Consider the following 22,255-nt stretch of genomic DNA (forward strand, 5'->3'; position numbering starts at 1 on the left):
CCCCGGCCCCGCCGCCCGATCGACCCGGCCGACCCGGCCGCCGTGGCCCGGGCGCGGCACCCCTCGATGGCCGGGCGGTCGAACGCCCCCGCCCGGGCGGGCAGCGTGGTGGTGCTGCTCGAAGGCGGCCCGGCGGACGCCGTCGAGCGGGCCGAACGCCTGGTGTCCCTTCTCGACGGCGCACTGGTCACCCACTCCGCCCCGCCGTGGTGGCGGCGTTACCCGTTCGGGCCGGGCGACACCGCGCTGCGTATCGAAGTGCCGATCACCGACCTGCACGCGGCCGTCTACGCGCTGCGTGACGCGGCCGGCGCTCCGGTGCCCGTACGCGGCTCCGCCGGGCTCGGCGTGGTGCACGCGGCGCTGCCCGGGTCACCCCCCACCGACCGGGTCGCCTCGATCCTGGCCGCCGTCCGGGGCGTGCTGCTGGCGCGCAAGGGGCGGTGCGTGGTCCTGTCGGCGCCCACTCCGGTGCGCCGCGCGGTCGACCTCTGGGGGGAATTGACCGGGCTGCCCCGGCTGCGCGCCGCCAAGGCGCACCTCGACCCGCACCACCGACTTGCCCCGGGCCGCCTCCCCGGCGGCGGCTGACCCGCCCTTTGATCCACTCGCGGTCAATGAAGTCGGGGTGTCCGCGGCGAGGGATGCCCCGACTTCAAGGAAGGCGAGTCGATCAAGCGACGCGAGGCGGCTGGCGGGCCGGTCCGGTCCTGGTCGGGCGGTCGGCGGGCCGGTCAGGTCGCTTCGTTGCGCAGGACGAGGATCGCGATGTCGTCGCGCGGCGCCTCGACCGAGAAGCCGAGCGCGGTGGCGCGCAGCCGGGCGGCGACCACGTCGGCCGAGTAGCCGGCCAGCGGCGCGGCGGCCTCGCGCAGCCGCTCGGTGCCGAACAGTTCCCGGCCGCGCCGCCGTTCGGTGACACCGTCGGTGTAGAAGACCAGCGCGTCGCCCGGGGCCAGCGGCACCTCGGCGGTGGGCGTACTGATCCGGTCGAGCAGCCCGAGCGCCGTGCCCCCGGTGCCGACGAAGCCGCCACCGCCCCCGCCGCGCAGCAGCACCGGCCGGTCGTGGCCCGCGAGGTGCAGGGAGACGTCGAGCCGGCCGCCGTCGACCGGGCCGACCGCCGCCAGCGCCAGCGTGCAGTACCGCCCGCCGCCCCGCTCGACAAGCGTCTCGTTGAGACGGGTGAGCACCTCGGGCAGCGGCTTGCCGTCGCCGACCAGCACCCGGATGACGTCCCGGACCAGCCCGGTGACCGCGGCGGCCTGCACGCCCTTGCCGGAGACGTCCCCGATGACCACGAGCCACCGCCCGTCCGGCAGCGGCACCACGTCGTAGAAGTCGCCGCCCACGTCGGCGTCGCCACCGGTGGGTACGTACTCGGCGGCGAAGCCGATCCCCTCGACCACCGGCAGTACGGGCGGCAGCAGCGACTGTTGCAGCGTCTGCGCCACCCGGCGGCGCTCGGCGTGGATCCGGGCGTTCTCGATCGCCAACGCGGCCCGGCGGGCGACGTCCTCGAGCACCGCGACCTCGTCCGGGTCGTGCCGGTGCCGCTGGTGCCGGCCGACGGCCAGGGTCCCCAGCCGCTGGCCCCGGGCGATCAGCGGGACGGCGAACCCCTCCATCGGTCCGCCCAGCGGCACCTGCGCGGCGCTGCGGGACGCCTCGCGCAGCCGGGCCTGGACCGAGTCGGGGCCGGTCTCGGCGAGCACCTTGTGCAGCTGCGGCAGGACCGACTCGTCGGCGTGGCTGGCCGCCGCGAGCCGGAGCCGCCCCCACTCGTCGGTCGTGTGCACCGCGCACCACTGGCCGAGCCGGGGCACCACCAGCTGTGGAACGAGCGCCATGGTCAACTCGACGTCCAGCGACTGGGCGAGCAGCTCACTCGCCTCGGCGAGGAACGTCAGCCAGGCCTGCCGGCGTACGTCGGCCCGGCGCAGCCGGTCGTTCTCCAGGTGCAGCGACAACCGCTCGGCCGCGAGCACGGCCAGCGGCCGGGCGTACGCCGACGGCGCGGCGTCCAGCTCCAGCTCACCGGCGTACGGGCGGTGCACGGTCAACGGCACGTGGAGCAGCTCGTTCCCGGTGCGGGGCTGCCGGCCGTAACGGGCCAGCACCTGCGGCCCCGTGCCGTCGCCCCGGTCCAACCGGATCAGTCCGCCGGCCGCGCCGACCATCTCGGCGACCCCGCTGAGCAGGTTCGTGGCGAAGTCCGGCAGCGGGTCGTCCGCGTACGCGTCGGGGCTGATCTTCATCAGCTCGCTCACCGCGGCGGCGCTCGGGGCGGAGTTGGCCGGTCGCGCGTCGCCGCTCGCCGTGCCGTGCGCGGCGGCGGCGTCCGGCCCGGCGTCGACGCTCCCCGACCGGTCGAGCCGGAACCAGACACCCTTGCCGGTGGGGAGGTAGGTGGTGCCCCACCGGCTGGCGAAGTGGTCGACGAGGAGCAGGCCCCGGCCGCGCTCGGCCACCTCGGTGATCTCGTCGGCCTCGTTGCGTACGCCGACGATCAGCTCCTCGACGGGGCCGGACGCGAAGTCGGAGACCGTGACGGTCAGCCCGATCTCATCGGCGGTGACCTCGATGTCCAGCTCTGTCCCGGCGTGTTCCACGGCGTTCGTGGTGAGCTCGGTGGTGAGCAGCAGGGCCTCGTTGAGCAGTTCGTCCAGCTGTGCCTCGGTCAGCACCGAGCGGACGAGGGCACGCGCCGCCGCGGGCGTACGTCGATCGGCGGGCAGTCGGACTCGCCGGACGTGCCCGTCCGGGCCCCCGGCCGTCGCGGGCCTCGTCTCCGCCGACACTCTCGTATCCTCCACCGCCACCCCGGCGACTGCCAACCCGCCCTCACATCGGCGCCGCCCACCGTGCTCCCGGGGCGTGGCGGGTGTCCACGCGGCCTGGCAACAGCGCGTTCGCGGGCACAATATGGGATGGCCGGCATCTCGGCACGAGCCGGTGGCCCCCGAGCTGAGACGAGGAAGAATGACCACGGTGAAGCAGTCGGTGGCGGAATCCTCCGCGCCCGACCACGAGGCACTCCTCGATGAACTGACCGAGGCGCTGCGGCGGGTGCGCCGCGGTGATCTCAAGGTGCGGTTGCCCAGACGCGCCGGGCGGGCCGGGGAGGTCGCGGACGCCTTCAACGAGGTGGTCTCGCTCCAGGAGCGGCAGTACCTCGACCTGCGGCGGATCAGCCGGGTCGTGGGCCGCGACGGCCGACTCACCGAGCGCCTGGACGAGGAGGGGCTGGACGGCTCCTGGGCCGAGGGGAACCGGGCGGTCAACTCGCTCATCGACGACCTGGGCCGGCCGAGCACCGAGATCGCCCGGGTGATCGTCGCGGTCGCCGACGGCGATCTCTCCCAGCACATGGCGCTGGAGATCGACGGGCGGCCGCTGCGCGGCGAGTACCTGCGCATCGGGCGCACGGTCAACACGATGGTGGATCAGCTGTCGTCGTTCGCGGACGAGGTGACCCGGGTGGCCCGCGAGGTGGGCACCGAGGGCAAGCTGGGTGGCCAGGCCGACGTTCGGGGCGTCGCCGGCACCTGGAAGGACCTCACCGACTCGGTGAACACCATGGCGTCGAACCTGACCGGTCAGGTTCGGTCGATCTCCCAGGTGGCGCGGGCGGTCGCCAAGGGTGACCTGTCGCAGAAGATCACCGTCGGGGCGCGCGGCGAGGTCGCCGAGCTGGCCGACACGATGAATTCGCTCACTGACACGCTGCGGCTCTTCGCGGAGCAGGTGACCCGGGTGGCCCGGGAGGTGGGTACCGAGGGGAAGCTCGGCGGCCAGGCGGAAGTGCCGAACGTGGCGGGTACCTGGAAGGACCTGACCGACAGCGTCAACTCGATGGCGTCGAACCTGACGGCGCAGGTGCGCAACATCGCCCAGGTCTCGACGGCGGTGGCGAAGGGTGACCTGTCGCAGAAGATCACGGTGGCGGCGCAGGGCGAGATCCTGGAGCTGAAGAACACCGTGAACACGATGGTGGATCAGCTGTCGTCCTTCGCCGACGAGGTGACCCGGGTGGCCCGTGAGGTGGGCATCGAGGGGAAGCTCGGTGGTCAGGCGCAGGTGCGCGGCGTCTCCGGCACGTGGCGGGACCTCACGGAGAACGTGAACCAGCTCGCCGGCAACCTGACGGCGCAGGTGCGGAACATCTCGCAGGTCTCGACGGCGGTGGCGAAGGGTGACCTGTCGCAGAAGATCACGGTGGACGCGCAGGGCGAGATCCTGGAGCTGAAGAACACCGTGAACACGATGGTGGATCAGCTGTCGTCCTTCGCCGACGAGGTGACCCGGGTGGCCCGTGAGGTGGGTACCGAGGGCAAGCTGGGTGGTCAGGCCCAGGTGAAGGGAGTCCTGGGCACCTGGCGGGACCTGACGGACAACGTGAACTCGATGGCGTCGAACCTGACCAGTCAGGTGCGCAACATCGCCTCGGTCACCACTGCGGTGGCGAAGGGCGATCTGTCGCAGAAGATCACCGTGGACGCCCGGGGCGAGATCCTGGAGCTGAAGTCGACGGTCAACACGATGGTCGACCAGCTCTCGTCCTTCGCCGACGAGGTGACCCGGGTGGCCCGGGAGGTGGGTACCGAGGGGAAGCTCGGCGGTCAGGCCCAGGTGCGCGGCGTCGCGGGTACCTGGCGGGACCTGACGGACAACGTGAACTCGATGGCGTCGAACCTGACGGCGCAGGTGCGCAACATCGCCCAGGTCTCGACGGCGGTGGCGAAGGGTGACCTGTCGCAGAAGATCACGGTGGACGCGCAGGGCGAGATCCTGGAGCTGAAGAACACCGTGAACACGATGGTGGATCAGCTGTCGTCCTTCGCCGACGAGGTGACCCGGGTCGCGCGCGAGGTGGGTACCGAGGGCAAGCTGGGTGGTCAGGCCCAGGTGAAGGGAGTCTCGGGTACCTGGCGGGACCTGACGGACAACGTGAACTCGATGGCGTCGAACCTCACCGGCCAGGTGCGCAACATCGCCTCGGTCACCACTGCGGTGGCGAAGGGTGACCTGGGCCAGAAGATCACCGTGGACGCGCAGGGCGAGATCCTGGAGCTGAAGAACACGGTCAACACGATGGTGGATCAGCTGTCGTCGTTCGCCGACGAGTTGACCCGGGTCGGCCGGGAGGTCGGCATCGAGGGGAAGCTCGGTGGTCAGGCCCAGGTGAAGGGGGTCTCCGGCACCTGGCGCGACCTCACCGAGAACGTCAACCAGCTCGCCTCCACGCTGACCACCCAGCTGCGGGCCATCGCCGAGGTCTCGACCTCCGTCACTCGGGGGGACCTGACCCAGCGGATCAACGTCCAGGCGCAGGGCGAGGTCGCCGAGCTGAAGGACAACATCAACCAGATGATCGTCACCCTCCGGGAGACGACCAAGAAGAACGCCGAGCAGGGCTGGTTGGACTCGAACCTCGTCCGGATCAGCGGTCTGCTCCAGGGGCAGCGCGACCTCGGCGAGGTCTGCCGCATGATCATGGTGGAGGTGACTCCGCTGGTCGACGCGCAGCTCGGCGCGTTCTTCCTGGTGGACAACTCCGACGGGAGCATGCGGCTGCGGCTCACCGCCTCCTACGGGTACGTGGCCCGCGGGCACGACGTCACGTTCGGGCCGGGTGAGGGGCTGGTCGGCCAGGCGGCGCTCTCCCGCCGGACCATCCGGGTCAGCACCGCGCCGGACGGCTCGCTGACGCTGCGCTCCGGGCTGGCCAGCACGCCCCCGGCCGACCTCGTGGTACTCCCCGTGCTCTTCGAGGGCGAGCTGCTCGGTGTGATCGAGTTCGCCAGCGTGGTCCCCTTCTCCGAGCTGCACCTGTCGTTCCTGGAGCGGCTGGTGCTCACCATCGGCATCGCGGTCAACACCATCCAGGCCAACCGGCGTACGGAGGAGCTGCTGGCCCAGTCGCAGCGGCTCGCGCACGAGCTCCAGGAGCAGTCGGCCGAGCTTCAGCGGACCAACGCGGAGCTGGAGGAGAAGGCCACGCTGCTCTCCGAGCAGAAGGGCAACATCGAGGTCAAGAACCGGGAGATCGAGCTCGCCCGGCTGGGGCTGGAGGAGAAGGCGCAGCAGCTCACCCGCGCCTCGGCGTACAAGTCGGAGTTCCTGGCGAACATGAGCCACGAACTGCGTACGCCGTTGAACTCGCTGCTGCTGCTCGCCCGGCTGCTGGCGGAGAACTCGGAGCAGAACCTGACGCCGAAGCAGATCGAGTTCGCCCGGACCATTCACGGCGCCGGCTCCGACCTGCTCTCGCTGATCGACGACATCCTCGACCTGTCCAAGATCGAGGCGGGCCGGATGGACGTCGAGCCGACGGAGGTCCGGTTCGGCGACATCCGGGGCTATGTCGAGCAGGCGTTCGCCCCGCAGGCGGAGGAGAAGGGGCTCGACTTCCAGGTGCGGGTCAGCAAGGAGCTGCCGGGGTCGGTGGTCACCGACGCGCAGCGGCTGCAGCAGATCCTCCGCAACCTGCTCTCGAACGCGGTGAAGTTCACCGACAACGGCGCGGTGACGCTGCGGATTGCCCCGGCGGCGGAGAGCGCGATCTTCGACGTGCCGACGTTGACCAACGCGCGGCAGGTGATCGCGTTCACCGTGATCGACACCGGCATCGGCATCTCGGACGACAAGCTGTCGATCATCTTCGAGGCGTTCCAGCAGGCGGACGGTACGACCAGCCGCCGGTACGGCGGGACGGGTCTCGGCCTGTCGATCAGCCGCGACCTGGCCCGCCTGCTCGGCGGCACGATCACCGTCACCTCGGCGCCGGGACAGGGCTCGACCTTCACGCTCTTCGTCCCGGACGTACTGGCGCCGGACGCGGTGGTGGCTCCGCTCCCGCCGTCGCCGGCCCGGGCCGGACTGCCGTCGTCGCTGCTCATGCCGCCGCTGGAGGTGCCCGAGCCGTCCGCGGCCCCGGTCAGCCGGCGGCTCGACGGGGCGACCGTGTTGATCGTCGATGACGACGTCCGGAACGTCTTCGCCCTGACGAGCGCATTGGAACTGCACGGGATGACCGTGTTGTACTCGGACAACGGGGCGGACGGCGTCCGCCTGCTCGCCGAGCACCCGGAGGTGGACATCGTGCTGATGGACGCCATGATGCCCGACCAGGACGGGTACGAGACGACTCGGCAGATCCGCCGGAACCACCGGTTCGCGGACCTGCCCATCGTCTTCCTGACCGCGAAGGCGATGCCGGGCGACCGGGAGTCGGCCCTCGCGGCCGGTGGCAGCGACTACATCACCAAGCCGGTGGACCTGGACGAGCTGATCGAACTCATGTCGTCCTGGATCAGCGGCAGCCGGACCGAGGAGAACTCGTGACCCAGATGGCCAAGGCGCTGCTCGTGGACGACCGTCGGGAGAACCTGATGGCCCTGGAGGCGATCCTCCAGGGCCTGCCGGTCCAGGCGGTGGCGGTGGAGAGCGGTGAGGCGGCGCTCAAGCAGCTGCTCGTGGACGACTTCGCGGTGATCCTGCTGGACGCCCAGATGCCGGACATGGACGGCTTCGAGACGGCGGGCCACATCAAGCGCCGTGAGCGGACCCGCCACGTACCGATCATCTTCCTCACCGCCGCCGACCGGGACGCCCAGCTGGCTCTGCGCGGCTACCAGGTCGGCGCGGTCGACTACCTCACCAAGCCGTTCGACCCCTGGGTGCTGCGCGCCAAGGTCTCCGTCTTCGTGGAGCTCTGGGTCAAGACCCGGCAGCTCGCCGCGCAGTCGGACCTGGTGCGGGAGCGGGACAACCAGTGGCGGATGTTGACCGACGCGGTCGACGAGGCGACCGCCCTGCTCCGCGGGGGCGACCCGGACGCCCGCGACCGCGCCGTCGAGCTGCTGGAACAGGCCCGCTGGGGCACCCCGACCTAACCCCCGCCCTCCTCCTGCCACGGCGATCCGGCCCCGGCCGGTCTTGGCGTTGATCATGAAGTTATTGCGGACAAATAGGGCGTCGAGTGGCAATAACTTCATGATCAACAGCGAGGTCCGCGTGGGGCGGCCGGGGGAGAGGTGGGGTGGGTCAGCTGGCGGGCTGGTCGTTGCGGATCATCAGGGCCGAGCGGAGACCGGTGATGTCCAGGACGCGGAGCAGGAAATCGCCCACGTGGGTGAGGACCAGGAGGCTCTGCGCGTGACTCGCCTTACGGCTGAGGACGACCAGCGTGCCCAGGCCCTGCGAGTCGCAGAAGGTCACCCCGGCGAGGTCGAGCACGATCCGGGCCGGCGGCTCGGTGAGCACCTCGTTCACGACGGTCGAGAGCTGGGCGGCCGTGAGCATGTCGATCTCACCGGCGAGACGCAGCACGGCCTCGTCGCCCGCCCGGTGTAGCGTGATGGACAGTTCGGCGCGATCCACCGGGCCAGCCTAACCCGATCTGATCGACCCGGCCCGCCGAGGAGTCGTCGCCCCGCCATCCGTTTCCCGGGTGAGCCGGGTAACCCCAGGCCGGGGTGCCTGCCGGTTCGCCTGCCGGCGCTGACACAATGGCGGCATCGTGACCGATACCTTTTCCGCCGGATCCGGCCGCTACCCGGCCGACGCGCCGGCCTCCGAGGCCCTGTTCGACCGCGCCCGCGCCATCGTGCCGGGCGGGGTGAACTCTCCCGTGCGCGCCTTCCGTGCCGTCGGTGGCGCCCCGCGCTTCATGGTCCGGGGGGAGGGCCCGTGGCTCTACGACGCCGACGACCGGCGCTACGTCGACCTGGTCTGCTCCTGGGGCCCGCTGATCCTCGGTCACGCCCACCCGGAGGTGGTCGCCGCCGTGCAGGCCGCCGCCGCCCGGGGCACCAGCTTCGGCACGCCGACGCCGGGTGAGGTGGACCTGGCCGCCGAGATCGTCGACCGGACCCCGGTCGAGCAGGTCCGGCTGGTCAACTCCGGCACCGAGGCCACCATGTCGGCGATCCGGCTGGCCCGGGGCTTCACCGGCCGATCCAAGATCGTCAAGTTCGCCGGCTGCTACCACGGGCACGTGGACGCGCTGCTCGCCGCCGCCGGCTCCGGCGTGGCCACCCTCGGTCTGCCCGACTCGTCCGGCGTCACCGGCGCGGCGGCGAGCGAGACCATCGTGCTGCCGTACAACGACCTGCGCGCGGTGGAGGAGGCCTTCGCCGCCGAGGGGCAGCACATCGCGGCGATCATCACCGAGGCGGCCGCCGGCAACATGGGCGTGGTCGCCCCGCGCGACGGCTTCAACCAGGAGCTGGCCCGCATCGCGCACGCGCACGGCGCGCTGCTCGTCGTCGACGAGGTGATGACCGGGTTCCGGGTCTCCCGCTCCGGCTGGCACGGTCTCGACCCGTCGGACGCGGACCTCTGGACGTACGGCAAGGTCATGGGCGGCGGCCTGCCCGCGGCGGCGTTCGGCGGCCGCGCGGAGATCATGGCCCGACTCGCCCCGGCCGGGCCGGTCTACCAGGCCGGCACGCTCTCCGGTAACCCGCTGGCCTGCGCGGCCGGCCTGGCGACCCTGCGCCTGGCCGACGACGCGCTCTACCGCAGGCTGGACGACACGGCCGCCTTCGTGGGCAAGCTGGCGTCCGACGCCCTGGCCGCCGCGGGGGTCCCGCACCGGCTGTCGCACGCGGGCAGCATGTTCTCGATCTTCTTCACCGACGCCGACGTGGTCGACTACGACAGCGCGCGGACGCAGCACGTGCCGGCATTCAAGGCGTTCTTCCACGCCATGCTCGCCGCGGGTGTCTACCTGCCGCCGAGCGCGTTCGAGTCCTGGTTCGTCTCGGCGGCGCTGGACGACGCCGCGTTCGAGCAGATCGCCTCGGCGCTGCCGAGCGCGGCGCGGGCAGCGGCAGCGGCAGGTCACGGGGGGTAGGTGCGGTGAGCAGGACGGTCGTTCACGTGCTCCGGCACGGTGAGGTGCACAACCCGGACAAGATTCTCTACGGGCGGCTGCCCGGTTTCCGCCTCTCCGAGCTCGGTGTGCAGATGGCCAAGGCCGCCGCGCAGGGGCTCGCCGAGCGGGACGTGGTGCACGTCGTCGCCAGCCCGCTGGAGCGTGCGCAGCAGACCGCCGAGCCCATCGCCGGGCAGTTCGGGCTGCCGGTCGGGGTGGACGAGCGGCTCATCGAGAGCGCCAACTGGTTCGAGGGCAAGCGGGTCTCCCCGGGCGACGGCTCGTTCCGGGACCCCCGCAACTGGTGGGTGCTCCGCGACCCGATCACCCCGTCCTGGGGCGAGGCGTACCAGGCGATCGCGGAGCGGATGTTCGCCGCGCTGCACGCCGCCCGGATCGCCGCCGAGGGGCGCGAGGCGGTGCTGGTCTCGCACCAGCTGCCGATCTGGACCCTGCGGCGGTACGTCGAGCGCAAGCGGCTCTGGCACGATCCGCGCCGGCGGCAGTGCTCCCTGGCCAGCCTCACCTCGTTCCACTTCGACGGGGCGAAGGTGGCCGGCATCGGCTACACCGAACCCGCCGCGCACCTGGTCGCCATGTCGCCGACCGCCCGGACGGCCAAGGGGGCCTGATGACGCGCGCCCGGAGGTGGACCGCCGGTCTGCTCGCCACCGTCGCCGCGGTGGCGCTCGTCGGCTGCACCTCGCCCAGCGAGGAGAAGGCCTGCGGTACCTCCCCGGAAGGCGTCATCGAGTGCGCGCCCGACCAGCGGTCGGCGCCCCCGAAGGTCGCCGGTGAGCTGCTCACCGGCGGGAGCTACGACGTCTCCCAGGCCCGAGGCCAGGTGGTGGTGCTCAACTTCTGGGGTTCGTGGTGCGCGCCGTGCCGGGCGGAGGCCGACGACCTGGAGGCCACCTACCAGGCGACCAAGGCCTCCGGGGTGACCTTCCTGGGCATCAACATCCAGGACAACAAGGACAAGGCGCTCGCCTTCGAGGAGAGCTTCGGGGTCACCTACCAGAGCCTCTTCGACCCGGCCAGCCGGATGGCGCTCGCGCTGGACATCCCGCCGAACACCATTCCGGCGACGGTGGTGCTGGACCGGGAGGGCCGGATCGCCGTGGTGATCCGCGCTGCGGTCAAGCAGGAGGGCCTGAAGCCGATAGTCGAGCGGATCGCCGCCGAGCAGCCGACCAGCGGTCCGAACTGATGGGCGAGACGTTCCGGCAGGTCGCCCTCTCCGGGCCGCTGCTGCTCGCCATCGGCGCGGCCGCGCTCGCCGGCCTGGTGAGCTTCCTCTCGCCGTGCGTGCTTCCGCTGGTCCCCGGCTATCTCTCGTACGTCACCGGACTCGCCGGGGCCGACCTGGAGGGCCGAGCGCGGCAGGCGCCGCCGGTCAGCGGTGTCGACGCGCCGGACGGCGGCGACTTCGCCGGCGGGGTGGGTGTCGCGGTGCGCCGCCCGACCCGCAGCGCGGTGGCCGCGGTCAAGGGCCGGGTGCTCGCCGGGACGCTGCTCTTCATCGCCGGTTTCACAGTCGTCTTCACCGCCACCGCTGTCCTCTTCGCCAGCGTGGGAAAGGTCTTCTTCGCGTACGAGCGGACGCTGGAGATCGTCATCGGCGCGCTGATCATCCTGCTGGGGCTGGCCTTCGTCGGCGTCGTCCCCGGCATGGAACGCGAGTTCCGGATCCACCGGCTCCCGGCCGCCGGCCTGCTCGGTGCGCCGGTCTTCGGCGCGGTCTTCGCGCTCAGCTGGGTGCCGTGCGTCGGCCCGACGCTCGCCGCGGTCACCGGGATGGCCATGACCACCGGGCAGCTCGACCGGGCCGTGGTGCTGGCCGTGGCGTACTGCCTGGGGCTGGGGATACCGTTCGTCGTCTTCGGGTTGGGTTTCCAGCGCCTGCTCGGGGTCTTCCGCGCCATCCGCCGCAACAGCCGTTGGGTCACCCGGGTCGGCGGCGCCCTGCTGATCGTGATCGGCCTCGCGCTGGTCACCGGCGGTTGGACGAACGTCGTGATCTGGCTCCAGACCACCGTCGGCGTTGGTGAGGTGAGCATCTGATGACCATCCTGGACGAGCGGCCCGCCACCCCGGCCGAGGCGCCCCGTCGCCGCCCGAACCGCCTGCTGGCCCTGTTGCGCAACTCGTGGCGGCAGCTGACCAGCATGCGTACGGCGCTGGTGCTGCTCTTCCTGCTGGCGATCGCGGCGATCCCGGGGTCGGTGCTCCCGCAGCGCAACGTCAGCCCGGAGAAGGTCAACGAGTACTTCACCGAGCACCCCGACCTGGCCCCGCGGCTGGATCAGCTCGGTGGCTTCGACGTCTTCGGCTCGGTCTGGTTCTCGGCGATCTACCTGCTGCTCTTCACCTCACTGATCGGCTGCATCACGCCGCGGCTGCGCGACCACATCCGGGCCCTGCGGTCGAAGCCGCCGGTCGCGCCGAAGCGACTCGACCGGCTCCCGCAGCACTCGGTGCTGCCCCTCCCGGCCGGCGGCGTGGCGGCGATCGCCGAGGTGCTGCGCCGGCGCCGCTGGCGGGTGACGGTCCGGGGCAACGAGGTCTCCGCCGAGAAGGGGTACCTCAAGGAGACCGGCAACCTGATCTTCCACACCTCGCTGGTGGTCGTCCTGGCCGGCGTCGCGCTCGGCCACTGGTACGGCTGGAGCGGCAACCGGCTGCTCGTCGCCGGCGAGGACAAGTCCTTCTGCAACACCCGCCAGCAGTACGCCGAGGCGAAGCTCGGCCCGCGCGTGGACACCGGCAACCTGCCCGGCTTCTGCGTGACCCTGGACCGGTTCGACGCCCGGTTCCTCGAATCCGGGCAGCCGGCGTCCTTCAACGCCGCGGTGACCGTCGACGAACCCGGCAAGGCCACCCGGGCGGCCGACTTCTCGGTCAACTCGCCGCTGCGGCTCGACGGCGCGAACATGTACCTGCTCGGCCACGGATACGCCCCGATCATCCGCTACACCGACCGCTACGGGCGCAGCCAGACCAGCATCGAGCCGTTCCTCACGACCGGTGACATGGGCCTGACCAGCGAGGGGATGGCCGCCTTCCCGGACGCCAACCTCGACCCGAAGACCGGCAAGCGGGACTCGAACCTGCAGATGGCCTTCACCGGGCTCTACCTGCCGACCGCGCCGGACGCCCCGCCGTACGTGCGGTCGGAGTACCCGACCGAGCGCAAGCCGATGCTCAACCTGGTCGCGTACCGGGGCAACCTCGGTCTGGACGCCGGCATCCCCGGTTCGGTCTACCAGCTCGACCAGCGGCAGATCCGCACGGGCAAGGTCAAGCAGGTCGGCGACAAGGTGCTCAAGCCGGGCGAGAGCTGGAAGCTCGACGACGGCAGCACTGTCGAGTTCCTCGGCACCCGGCGCTACATCACCCTCTCCGTCCGGCACGACCCCGGCTCGGGCGTGCTCCTGGTGAGCTGCGGTTTCCTGCTGGCCGGGCTGATGGGGTCACTCTTCGGTCGGCGCCGTCGGGTCTTCTTCCGGGTGACGTCCGGTGGATCCCCGGACCCCACGGGCGAAACTCCGACGAGCGGTAGTAGTTTGGTCGAGGCCGGTGGGTTGCCGCGCACCGACTATCCAGGGTTCGCCGACGAGTTCGCGCAGCTCGTCGCCGCGGTCAGCGGTGACGGGCGACCGGACGAGCCGGCCGGCACGGATCGCGACGGAAGCGATCGGGCCGGGACGCGGGAAGGGACCGACTGATGTCCGCACTCTCCGACCAGCTGGTGACGTTCGCGATCCTGGCGTACCTGGTCGCGATGATCAGTCACGCCGTCGAGTTCGCTCTCGGCAACGCCCGGGTCCGGGCCGCCGTCTCGGCACCCGTGCGGGAGCGGGAACTGGTGGGCGCCGGTGCCGGTGCGCCCGGCGGGACGATCCTCAAGTCCACCGAGCCGACGCCGCCGGTGGCGCCTGTGGCCGGCCGCGCGGCCGGTCGGGCCCGGCTGGCCGGTCTGGTCGCCGTCGTGGCCACCGTGGTCGCCGCTCTGCTGCACCTGGTCGCTCTGGTCACCCGCGGCGTCGCCGCCGACCGGATGCCCTGGGGCAACATGTACGAGTTCGTGCTCACGGTCACCTTCATCGGTGTCGCCGCCTGGCTGGTGGTGCTCGCCAAGCGGCCGTCGCTGCGCAAGCTCGGCCTCTTCCTCACGCTGGTGATGGTGCTGCTGGTGGCGACCGCCGAGCTGGTGCTCTACGTGCCGGTGGTGCCGCTGGTCCCGGCGCTGAACTCGTACTGGTTCGTGGTCCACGTCGCGACAATCGTCTTCAGCTCCGGCATCTTCCTGCTCGGTGTGGTCCCGGCGGTGGCGTTCCTGATGCGCCGCGGGTACGAGGCGGGCAAGCGCAGCTTCCCGTACACGCTGGCCAAGCGGCTGCCGGCGGCGGCCGCGTTGGAGCGGCTCACCTTCGTTCTGCACGCCTTCTCGTTCCCGATCTTCACGTTCGCGGTGATCGCCGGGGCGATCTGGGCCGAGGCGGCCTGGGGCCGGCCGTGGGGCTGGGACCCGAAGGAGACCTGGGCGTTCATCTCCTGGGTGGTGTACGCGGGCTACCTGCACGCCCGGGCCACCCCGAGCGTCAAGCGGAACGTGGCGACCTGGATCGCCGTGCTCGGCTTCTTCACCATGCTGATGAACCTGTTCGGCGTGAACATCTTCTTCACCGGCCTGCACTCCTACGGCGGCCTCTGACGCCCGGCCTGGCACGCGCGGTCCGGCTCGCCCGGTCCGGCTCGCCCGGTCCGGCTCGCCCGGTCCGGTCCGCCCGGCCCGTTCGCGCTCGCGCGGCTTGATCGACTCGACTTCATGGAAGTCGGGGTGTACACGCGGTTGGTTACCGCGACTTCAAGGATGTCGAGTCGATCACGCCGCCGGCGATCTCCGTCGCTCTGCTGCGGGGCCGATGCATGCTGCCCGCGGGCACCGCCTACTTCGCCCGATCGACGGCGTGCTGGGGCGGAACGCACACCGGACTCGCGACATCACGGACCCGGTGGGGACGGTCGGAGCCCCGGTGCGGGAGACTGGCGGGCATGGCGGCTCGTGGCTTCCCGTACACCGATCTCAAGGACTTCATCGCGGCCCTGGAGCGCGCGGGCGAACTGCGGCGGGTGAGCGTCCCGGTCGACCCGACCCTGGAGATCAGCGAGATCGTCACCCGCACGGTCCGCGCGGGCGGGCCGGCGCTGCTCTTCGAGCGCCCGACCCGTGGTGAGATGCCGGTGGCGATCAACCTCTTCGGCACCGAGAAGCGGATGGCGATGGCGTTGGGCGTCGAGTCGCTCGACGAGGTCGGGGCGCGGATCGGTGAGCTGATCAAGCCGGAGCTTCCGGTCGGCTGGTCGGGCATCCGCGAGGGGCTCGGCAAGGTCATGCAGCTCAAGTCGCTGCCGCCGCGCAAGGTGAAGACCGCGCCCTGCCAGCAGGTGGTCTACCGCGGCGACGACGTCGACCTGAACCGGCTCCCCGGCCTCCAGGTGTGGCCTGGCGACGGGGGGATCTTCCACAACTTCGGGCTGACCCACACGAAGCACCCGGAGACCGGCAAGCGCAACCTCGGCCTCTACCGGCTCCAGCAGCACTCCCGCAACACCCTCGGCATGCACTGGCAGATCCACAAGGACTCGACGGCGCACCACGCGGTCGCGGAGCGACTCGGCCAGCGCCTGCCGGTCGCGGTGGCGATCGGCTGCGACCCGGTGGTGTCGTACGCGGCCTCCGCGCCGCTCCCCAGTGACATCGACGAATACCTCTTCGCCGGCTTCCTGCGCGGCGAGCGGGTCGAGATGGTGGACTGCCTCACCGTGCCCCTCCAGGTGCCGGCGAACGCGCAGGTCGTGCTGGAGGGCTACCTGGAGCCCGGCGAGCGGCTGCCGGAGGGGCCCTTCGGCGACCACACCGGTTTCTACACCCCGGTCGAGCCGTTCCCGGTGCTGCACGTCGAGACGATGACCATGCAGCGTGACCCGGTCTACCACTCGATCATCACGTCGAAGCCGCCGCAGGAGGACCACGGCCTCGGCAAGGCCACCGAACGGATCTTCCAGCCGCTGCTCAAGCTGCTGATCCCGGACATCGTCGACTACGACCTGCCGGCCGCCGGCGTCTTTCACAACTGCGCGATCGTGTCGATCCGCAAGCGCTACCCGAAGCACGCGCAGAAGGTGATGAACGCGATCTGGGGCGCGCACCTGATGTCACTCACCAAGCTGATCGTGATCGTCGACGAGGACTGCGACGTGCACGACTACAACGAGGTGGCGTTCCGCGCGTTCGGCAACGTCGACTACGCCCGCGACCTGATGCTCACCGAGGGGCCGGTGGACCACCTCGACCACTCGTCGTACCAGCAGTTCTGGGGAGGCAAGGCGGGCATCGACGCGACCCGCAAGCTGCCCGAGGAGGGCTACACCCGGGGCTGGCCGGAGGAGATGCGGATGTCCCCCGAGGTGGTCTCCCTGGTCGACAAGCGTTGGAAGGAGTACGAGATCTGATGGCGGTTCTCGACGCGCCGGTGGAACGTCCGGGCCGGGTCAAGTCCTTCCTCCGGCTGGTCACCATCGAGCACTCGGTTTTCGCGCTGCCCTTCGGGTACCTCTCCGCGCTCACCGCGATGCAGGTCAACGGCGGGCGGGTGCGCTGGCTCGACCTGCTGCTGATCACCATCGCGATGGTCGGGGCGCGGACGTTCGCGATGGCCGCCAACCGGATCCTCGACCGGCGGATCGACGCGCGGAACCCGCGTACCGCCAAGCGGGAGCTGGTCACCGGAGCGGTGAGCGTACGGACGGCCTGGACCGGCGCGGTGGTCGCGCTCGTGGTCTTCCTGGCCGCCGCCGCGCTGCTCAACCCGCTCTGCCTGGCGCTCGCCCCGCTCGCCGTGGTGCCGCTGGTCGTCTACCCGTACGGCAAGCGGTTCACCAACTGGCCGCACGCCATCCTCGGGATCGCCCAGGCGGTCGGGCCGGTCGGCGCGTGGCTCGCCGTCACCGGCACCTTCGACGGCTCCGGGCCGGCCTGGCTGCTCGGCGCGGCGGTCGGCCTCTGGATCGGCGGCTTCGACCTGATCTACGCCTGCCAGGACATCGAGGTCGACCGGCAGATCGGGGTGCACAGCGTCCCCGCCCGGTACGGCGCGCGCTTCGCGCTGCACGCCTCGACCGTCGCGCACGTGGTGACGTTCGCTCTCTTCCTGTGGTTCGGGGCGCTGGTCGGCTTCGGCTGGCTCTGGTGGATCGGCCTGGTGCTGACCGCGGCCGCCTTCGCGTACCAGCACGTGGTGGTCAGCCCGACCGACCTCAGCAAGGTCAACCGGGCGTTCTTCACGGCGAACGGGTTCGTCGGCATCGCGCTCTTCGTCTTCGCCCTGCTCGACCTGGTGGTCCGGCTCGGCCTGCGGCCGTGACCGGGTGAGGCGGGACGCTATGCGTGAGCCGTGGGTGGTCGGTGTCTCCGGCGCGTCCGGTACGCCCTACGCGGCGGCCGTCATCCGGGGGCTGCTCGACGCGGGCGAGCCGGTCGACCTGATCGTGTCACGCGCCGCCCGGCTCACCCTGCTCGACGAGACCGGCCGCCCGTTCCGGGACGCGCACTGGGGCGACGACCTCGCCGGCTGGCTCGACCGGGACCTGGCCGACGCCGACGTGCGGCACTGGCCCGCGGGTGACCTCGCCGCAGGGCCGAGCAGCGGCTCGTACCGGGTACGCGGGATGGCGGTGGTGCCGGCGAGCACCGCGGCCTGCGCGGGCATCGCGATCGGCCTCTCCAAGGACCTGCTGCAACGGGCGGCGGAGGTGAACCTCAAGGAGCGCCGTCCGGTGGTGGTGGTGCCCCGGGAGACACCGGTGACCCGCAGCCACCTCGAGCACCTGATCGCGTTGCACGATGCCGGCGCGGTGGTGCTGCCCGCCAGCCCCGGCTTCTACGGGGCCGGGGCCTCCGCCTCGGCCCAGCAGCTCGTCGACTTCGTCGCGGGCAAGGTGCTGGACGCTCTGGGCGTACCGCACACGCTCTTCCGCCGCTGGTCGGGTGAGCTCGGCGCGGCCCGGGACTGACGTCGCCGGCCACCGGGCCGCGGGTGGTACGCGAACCGGGCGCCGCCCTGGCCCCGGCTCACGTGGTGACCTCGCACCAAACTCAGTACATGCCGGCGTTCGCCGGACCGGGGCCGGTCGAGGCGGCCGGGCCGGTGTTGCGCGGCCTGCCCGTCTCGTCGGTCTCGTCCAGCATGCCCTCCCCTTCAAGCAGGGCCCGCACCTCGGATTCCCGAAACCGGCGATGCCCGCCTGGAGTCCGGATGCTGCCGATCCGGCCCGCCGCCGCCCATCTCGTCACAGTTTTCGGGTCTACCCGAAACAGCGCGGCGACCTCACCCGGTGTCAGCAGGCGATCTCCAGTGTCCACAGCCCCCTCCTCGCGTCGACGAAGCCCCCGGCTGAACACACTGCCCCCGGCTGGTGCGAGCCCAGAGCCGTCATGAGGGACGTATGGCAATTACAGCACCAGCGACCTGGCCTGTCCGCCAAACGCGAAAAACGCACTGAGTGGGAAGTTAGTCAATGGTACCGGCGATGCGCTCCTTTGACCGTACGTACGTGAACTGTGGCCTCTTGTCATGTGCAACGGATGCCGGAGTCCTCGCGTTACGCCCGACGAGCTAGGGTCACCATCCGTGGACGCGATCGACCTCAACCTCGTGGACCTGCTGCGCACCAACGCCCGGCTCTCGTACGCCGAGCTCGCGCGCCAGGTCGGCCTCTCCGCGCCCGCCGTTCACGAGCGGGTCGGCAAGCTGGAGGCCGGGGGCGTGCTGCGGGGCTACCGGGCCGACGTCGAGCCGGAGGCGGTCGGGCTGGGCGTGACCGCGCTCATCGGCATCGTGGAGGACTCCGGCGCCGACACGGACGACGTCCTGGCCGCGTTCCGGAACATGCCCGAGATCGAGTCCTGCTACTTCATGGCCGGGGTCGAGTCGTTCCTGCTGAAGGCGCGCGTCGGCACCATCGCCGAGCTGGAGCAGCTGATCGTGCGGCTGAACCGGACACCGGGAGTGGCCTCCACCCGGACGGGCATAGCGCTCTCCACCAAGTGGGAGAACCGCCCGCGGCCGGTCAGCCCACCCGCCGTCTGAGCCCATCCCACCACCGGCAGGCGGCGATCCGCCTCAACGCGGGTCGATCCGCTCGGCGAGCCCCGGGTAGCGCAGCACGTACCCCTCGTTGTCGAGGTCGATGTCGGCGGTGTAGGTGTCGCTCGCGAACCGGACCCGGCCCGGCCCGAGCGACGTGTAGACCTGCTCGGCGGCGACCACCATCAGGCTCGGCATCAGCACCCAGGCGACGGTGATCCGGTGCGACCGGTCGGCCGGACCGGCGGCCAGCCCGAGCCGGTGCACCGGCAGCGCGTTGAACAGCGGCGAGCCGCCGAGGTCGACGTCGAGCGCGTCGGCCAGCCGGTCCGGATCGTCGGTGCCGGGCAGCCCGGCCGGGGCGTACCCCGCCGCCGCCAGCGCCGCGTCCAGGTCACCCTGCTCGGCGGTGGTCACGCGCCATCGGCCGGCCGCCCGCTCCAGCCGTACGCTGCGCAGCCAGCCCGTCCCCTGCACCTCGATCTCGACGCGGGTGGTCGCCCACTCCGGATCGGTGTCGACCCGGTAGCGGCCGGTCCACTGAACCGGGTCGACGGCGAGCATGGTGCCGCAGGCCGCCAGCCCCTGACCGTCGTCGAAGAGGGCGTGCTCGGCGCCGGCCGTGTCCGTCCGGGTCCAGAAGAGCGACTTCGGCATGCTCGGCATGAGCCGACGGTACGCGACCGGACCGTCGCCGGCAGCACATGCGCGAACGCCGCCGCGGAGCGTGAGCTCCGCAGCGGCGTTCGGGTGCGTCGATGCCGGCGGTGAATCCCGTCCGGCCCGACGACTCTCAGTGGGTGCGGGCGGGTGCCCGGTCGCCGTAGCCACGGCGCTCGTCGCGCGGCCGGTCGTCACGACCCCGGCCCTCCGCCCGGAAACCGCCCCGCCGCTCGCCCCGGACGTCACCGGCCCGGTCGGCGTACCGGCGGTCGCCGTACGGGCGCTCGCCCTGGGGCCGGTCGCCGTGCCGGCGGTCGCCGTACGTGCGCTCGCCCTGCGGGCGGTCGCCGTAACGCCGTTCGTCGCGGTCGCCGAAGCGCCGCTCGTCGCGGGGCCGATCCGTCGTCCGGTGCCCGGAACGCTCGTCCCGCCCGTCGGAGCGGCGCTCGCCGCGCGGGCGGTCGCCGTACCGTCGCTCGCCACCGCGCTCGCCGAAGCGGCGCTCCGGCCGGTCACCGAAGCGGCGCTGGCCACCGCTGCGCCCACCCGGACGGCGGAACTCCTCCGGCTCGTCGCGCACCGGTACGCCGCTCGGCTCCCGCGCGCCGGTCAGCTCGGCGAGCGTGGGGTCACCGGCCCGGACCCGGGTCTCCGCCGGCTCGACGCCGGCCTTCTCCAGCATGGCGAGGGTGGTGCGGCGCTGCTTCGGCAGCACCAGCGTGGCGACCGCGCCGGACTCGCCCGCGCGGGCGGTCCGTCCCGCCCGGTGCAGATAGTCCTTCGGGTCCTTCGGCGGGTCGACGTGCAGGACCAGGGAGACCCCGTCGACGTGGATGCCCCGCGCGGCCACGTCGGTGGCGACCAGCACGTTCATCCGGCCCTCGCGGAACTCGGCCAGGGTGCGCGTACGCATCCGCTGGGTCTTGCCGCCGTGCAGACCGCCGGCCCGTACGCCCACTGCGGCGAGCTGGCCGACCAGCCGGTCCACGCCGAGCTGGGTACGGGCGAAGACCATGGTCCGGCCCGCGCGGGCGGCGATCGACGCCACCACCGGGAACTTGTCCTGCGGCGGGATGAGCAGCACGTGGTGGTCCATGGTGGACACGGCGGCGGTCGGCGGTGCGGTCGAGTGGGTGACCGGGTCGGTCATGAACCGCTTGACCAGCGCGTCCACGTCGCCGTCGAGGGTGGCCGAGAAGAGCAGCCGTTGCCCGCCCGTCGGGGTCTTCGCGAGCAGCTCGGTGACCTCGGGCAGGAAGCCCATGTCGGCCATCTGGTCGGCCTCGTCGAGCACGGTGGTCTCGACGTCGTCGAGACGGCAGACCCCCCGCTCGATCAGGTCGCCGAGCCGGCCGGGGGTGGCCACGACGATCTCCACCCCGCGACGCAGCGCGTCGATCTGCCGGTCGTACGGCACCCCGCCGACGGCGGTCTTGAGGAACACGCCGACCGCCTTGCCCAGCGGCAGCAGGGCGTCGTTGACCTGCATGGCCAGTTCCCGGGTCGGGACCAGGACGAGGGCGCGCGGGTGCAGCGGTCGGGCCCGCTCCCCGGCCGCGACCCGGGCGAGCAGCGGCAGGCCGAACGCGAGGGTCTTGCCGGAGCCGGTCTGCCCGCGGCCGAGCACGTCCCGGCCGGCGAGGGCGTCCGGGAGGGTGGCGCGCTGGATCTCGAACGGGGTGGTGATGCCCTGCCGGGCGAGTGCGCGGACCAGCGGCTCGGGCAGGCCGAGCGCGGCGAAGTCCGCAACGGCGGCGGCCGGGGTGGCCTGCTCCGCGGGCTCCTCGCGGGTGGGCTGGTCGTCGGCGGGTGGAGCGGCGAAAGCGGACGGAAACGTGCTGGGGTCAGCAAAGGTGGACAAGAAGTGCCTTTCGAGCGGGGCGCATCTTCGCGATGGCCCGCCGCAGCTCGACGCCGCGCGAATCGCCCGCAAGACCGCCCATGGGGTGCGCAGGACGCGCACCGGGTGAATGATCACAACAAGTGTACGGCGACCACGGCGAGTCGCCACCCAGGCGGAAACCGCAGTGGGCGGGCTCACCGCCCGGCCTGCTGCTCATCGATCAGGAGCCCGGCGCGAGCCCGGTGCGCGCGGGCGGGTGGCCGCGGCGCTCAGCTGTTGAGCACGTTGCCGATGAGGCCGTCGACGGCGTCACCGGCGACCAGCACGACCAGCACGCTGATCAACACGAGCAGGCCGAGGGCCGTGGCGAGGACCACCACCACCCGGGTGTTGCGCGACCGTTCGGCCGGGGTCTCCACCCAGCCCTGGGCCAGGATGTGCCCGGTCAGCGAGCCGGAGTTCTCCACCGCGTTGTTCGGCAGCGCGATGGTCGTGAAGCCCGCCCCCTCGGTGGAGCTGCCGCCGTAGACCGTGCCGGCCAGATCCGGCCCACCGTCGTACCGCCCGGCGCGGGCTCCGCCCGTACCGCCGCTCAGTGGGGCGCCGCCGGTGCGACCACCAGCGCCGGGCGGCGTCGAGGCGGGTGCGGTGGACGCCGCCGACCACGAGGTCGACGGGGGTGGTGGGAACGGCGGCGCCGGCATGGGGCCGGGC

Annotated in this window: 17 protein-coding genes and 2 pseudogenes; 13 read left to right on the forward strand and 6 right to left on the reverse strand. The window is 71.9% G+C overall.

Going from position 1 to position 22,255, the window contains the following annotated elements; translation table 11 throughout:
* Window positions 1-591, forward strand: a pseudogene (locus tag E1211_RS18695) (FAD-binding oxidoreductase); the annotation flags it as partial.
* 143 nt (window positions 592-734) lie between these two features.
* Here E1211_RS18695 and E1211_RS18700 read toward each other — a convergent pair.
* Window positions 735-2,801: a SpoIIE family protein phosphatase gene (locus E1211_RS18700; RefSeq protein ID WP_132350291.1), complete on the reverse strand. Its 2,067-nt coding sequence runs from the start codon at window positions 2,799-2,801 to the stop codon at window positions 735-737.
* 181 nt (window positions 2,802-2,982) lie between these two features.
* Between E1211_RS18700 and E1211_RS18705 the strand changes: the two genes are divergently transcribed.
* A complete protein-coding gene (locus E1211_RS18705) occupies window positions 2,983-7,347 on the forward strand; it encodes a HAMP domain-containing protein (RefSeq protein WP_132350292.1) in 4,365 nt (1,454 codons plus the stop codon).
* On the forward strand, window positions 7,344-7,898 hold the full coding sequence (locus tag E1211_RS18710; protein WP_132350293.1) for a two-component system response regulator: 555 nt from the start codon (window positions 7,344-7,346) through the stop codon (window positions 7,896-7,898). Before E1211_RS18705 ends, E1211_RS18710 begins: the two co-directional genes overlap by 4 nt.
* Before the next feature lie 151 nt (window positions 7,899-8,049).
* Here E1211_RS18710 and E1211_RS18715 read toward each other — a convergent pair whose 3' ends face one another.
* Entirely contained in the window at window positions 8,050-8,385 is a 336-nt protein-coding gene (locus E1211_RS18715) for an STAS domain-containing protein (protein ID WP_132350294.1), read from the reverse strand.
* 139 nt (window positions 8,386-8,524) lie between these two features.
* Between E1211_RS18715 and hemL the strand changes: the two genes are divergently transcribed.
* From hemL to E1211_RS18760, 9 genes are all read left to right on the forward strand, one after another.
* A complete protein-coding gene (gene hemL, locus E1211_RS18720; RefSeq protein ID WP_132350295.1) occupies window positions 8,525-9,862 on the forward strand; it encodes a glutamate-1-semialdehyde 2,1-aminomutase in 1,338 nt (445 codons plus the stop codon).
* 5 nt (window positions 9,863-9,867) lie between these two features.
* Window positions 9,868-10,515 (forward strand): histidine phosphatase family protein, encoded by a 648-nt coding sequence (locus tag E1211_RS18725; RefSeq protein WP_132350296.1) that lies wholly within the window; start codon window positions 9,868-9,870, stop codon window positions 10,513-10,515.
* On the forward strand, window positions 10,515-11,093 hold the full coding sequence (locus E1211_RS18730; protein WP_132350297.1) for a TlpA disulfide reductase family protein: 579 nt from the start codon (window positions 10,515-10,517) through the stop codon (window positions 11,091-11,093). Before E1211_RS18725 ends, E1211_RS18730 begins: the two co-directional genes overlap by 1 nt.
* Window positions 11,093-11,947, forward strand: coding sequence for a cytochrome c biogenesis CcdA family protein (locus tag E1211_RS18735; RefSeq protein ID WP_132350298.1), 855 nt, complete (start codon window positions 11,093-11,095; stop codon window positions 11,945-11,947). The genes E1211_RS18730 and E1211_RS18735 overlap by 1 nt, the downstream gene beginning before the upstream one ends.
* Entirely contained in the window at window positions 11,947-13,611 is a 1,665-nt protein-coding gene (locus tag E1211_RS18740; protein WP_132350299.1) for a cytochrome c biogenesis protein ResB, read from the forward strand. Before E1211_RS18735 ends, E1211_RS18740 begins: the two co-directional genes overlap by 1 nt.
* Window positions 13,611-14,600: a c-type cytochrome biogenesis protein CcsB gene (gene ccsB / locus E1211_RS18745; protein WP_132350300.1), complete on the forward strand. Its 990-nt coding sequence runs from the start codon at window positions 13,611-13,613 to the stop codon at window positions 14,598-14,600. Before E1211_RS18740 ends, ccsB begins: the two co-directional genes overlap by 1 nt.
* A gap of 341 nt (window positions 14,601-14,941) precedes the next feature.
* The gene (locus E1211_RS18750) at window positions 14,942-16,402 is read left to right on the forward strand and encodes a menaquinone biosynthesis decarboxylase (RefSeq protein WP_132350301.1); all 1,461 of its coding nucleotides are present in this window, start codon (window positions 14,942-14,944) and stop codon (window positions 16,400-16,402) included.
* Entirely contained in the window at window positions 16,402-17,313 is a 912-nt protein-coding gene (gene mqnP / locus E1211_RS18755; protein ID WP_132350302.1) for a menaquinone biosynthesis prenyltransferase MqnP, read from the forward strand. Before E1211_RS18750 ends, mqnP begins: the two co-directional genes overlap by 1 nt.
* Before the next feature lie 19 nt (window positions 17,314-17,332).
* Window positions 17,333-17,962: a UbiX family flavin prenyltransferase gene (locus E1211_RS18760; protein WP_132350303.1), complete on the forward strand. Its 630-nt coding sequence runs from the start codon at window positions 17,333-17,335 to the stop codon at window positions 17,960-17,962.
* 82 nt (window positions 17,963-18,044) lie between these two features.
* Here E1211_RS18760 and E1211_RS18765 read toward each other — a convergent pair whose 3' ends face one another.
* A complete protein-coding gene (locus E1211_RS18765; protein WP_132350304.1) occupies window positions 18,045-18,311 on the reverse strand; it encodes a BldC family transcriptional regulator in 267 nt (88 codons plus the stop codon).
* Between the two features lie 268 nt (window positions 18,312-18,579).
* Here E1211_RS18765 and E1211_RS18770 point away from each other — a divergent pair, with 268 nt between their 5' ends.
* Window positions 18,580-19,038 (forward strand): Lrp/AsnC family transcriptional regulator, encoded by a 459-nt coding sequence (locus E1211_RS18770; protein ID WP_132350305.1) that lies wholly within the window; start codon window positions 18,580-18,582, stop codon window positions 19,036-19,038.
* Between the two features lie 33 nt (window positions 19,039-19,071).
* Here the strand turns inward: E1211_RS18770 and E1211_RS18775 are convergent, their stop codons facing one another.
* The 3 genes and pseudogenes from E1211_RS18775 to E1211_RS33465 form a co-directional block, all read right to left on the reverse strand.
* Window positions 19,072-19,701 carry a putative glycolipid-binding domain-containing protein gene (locus E1211_RS18775; RefSeq protein ID WP_243709591.1) on the reverse strand — a complete coding sequence of 210 codons (630 nt, stop codon included), beginning with the start codon at window positions 19,699-19,701 and terminating at the stop codon, window positions 19,072-19,074.
* A 127-nt stretch (window positions 19,702-19,828) separates the two neighbouring features.
* Entirely contained in the window at window positions 19,829-21,559 is a 1,731-nt protein-coding gene (locus tag E1211_RS18780) for a DEAD/DEAH box helicase (RefSeq protein WP_132350306.1), read from the reverse strand.
* A 251-nt stretch (window positions 21,560-21,810) separates the two neighbouring features.
* Window positions 21,811-22,255 (reverse strand): annotated as a pseudogene (locus tag E1211_RS33465) (hypothetical protein); the annotation flags it as partial.

This window comes from Micromonospora sp. 15K316 (assembly GCF_004348525.1).
Taxonomy (GTDB): domain Bacteria; phylum Actinomycetota; class Actinomycetes; order Mycobacteriales; family Micromonosporaceae; genus Micromonospora.

Excerpts from the sequence above, each read along its gene's own strand:
- E1211_RS18750 (WP_132350301.1), top strand. The coding sequence starts at position 14,942 with ATGGCGGCTCGTGGCTTCCCGTACACCGATCTCAAGGACTTCATCGCG.
- E1211_RS18760 (WP_132350303.1), top strand. The coding sequence starts at position 17,333 with ATGCGTGAGCCGTGGGTGGTCGGTGTCTCCGGCGCGTCCGGTACGCCC.
- mqnP (WP_132350302.1), top strand. The coding sequence starts at position 16,402 with ATGGCGGTTCTCGACGCGCCGGTGGAACGTCCGGGCCGGGTCAAGTCC.
- ccsB (WP_132350300.1), top strand. The coding sequence starts at position 13,611 with ATGTCCGCACTCTCCGACCAGCTGGTGACGTTCGCGATCCTGGCGTAC.
- E1211_RS18740 (WP_132350299.1), top strand. The coding sequence starts at position 11,947 with ATGACCATCCTGGACGAGCGGCCCGCCACCCCGGCCGAGGCGCCCCGT.
- E1211_RS18775 (WP_243709591.1), bottom strand. The coding sequence starts at position 19,701 with ATGCCGAGCATGCCGAAGTCGCTCTTCTGGACCCGGACGGACACGGCC.
- E1211_RS18735 (WP_132350298.1), top strand. The coding sequence starts at position 11,093 with ATGGGCGAGACGTTCCGGCAGGTCGCCCTCTCCGGGCCGCTGCTGCTC.
- E1211_RS18705 (WP_132350292.1), top strand. The coding sequence starts at position 2,983 with ATGACCACGGTGAAGCAGTCGGTGGCGGAATCCTCCGCGCCCGACCAC.
- E1211_RS18730 (WP_132350297.1), top strand. The coding sequence starts at position 10,515 with ATGACGCGCGCCCGGAGGTGGACCGCCGGTCTGCTCGCCACCGTCGCC.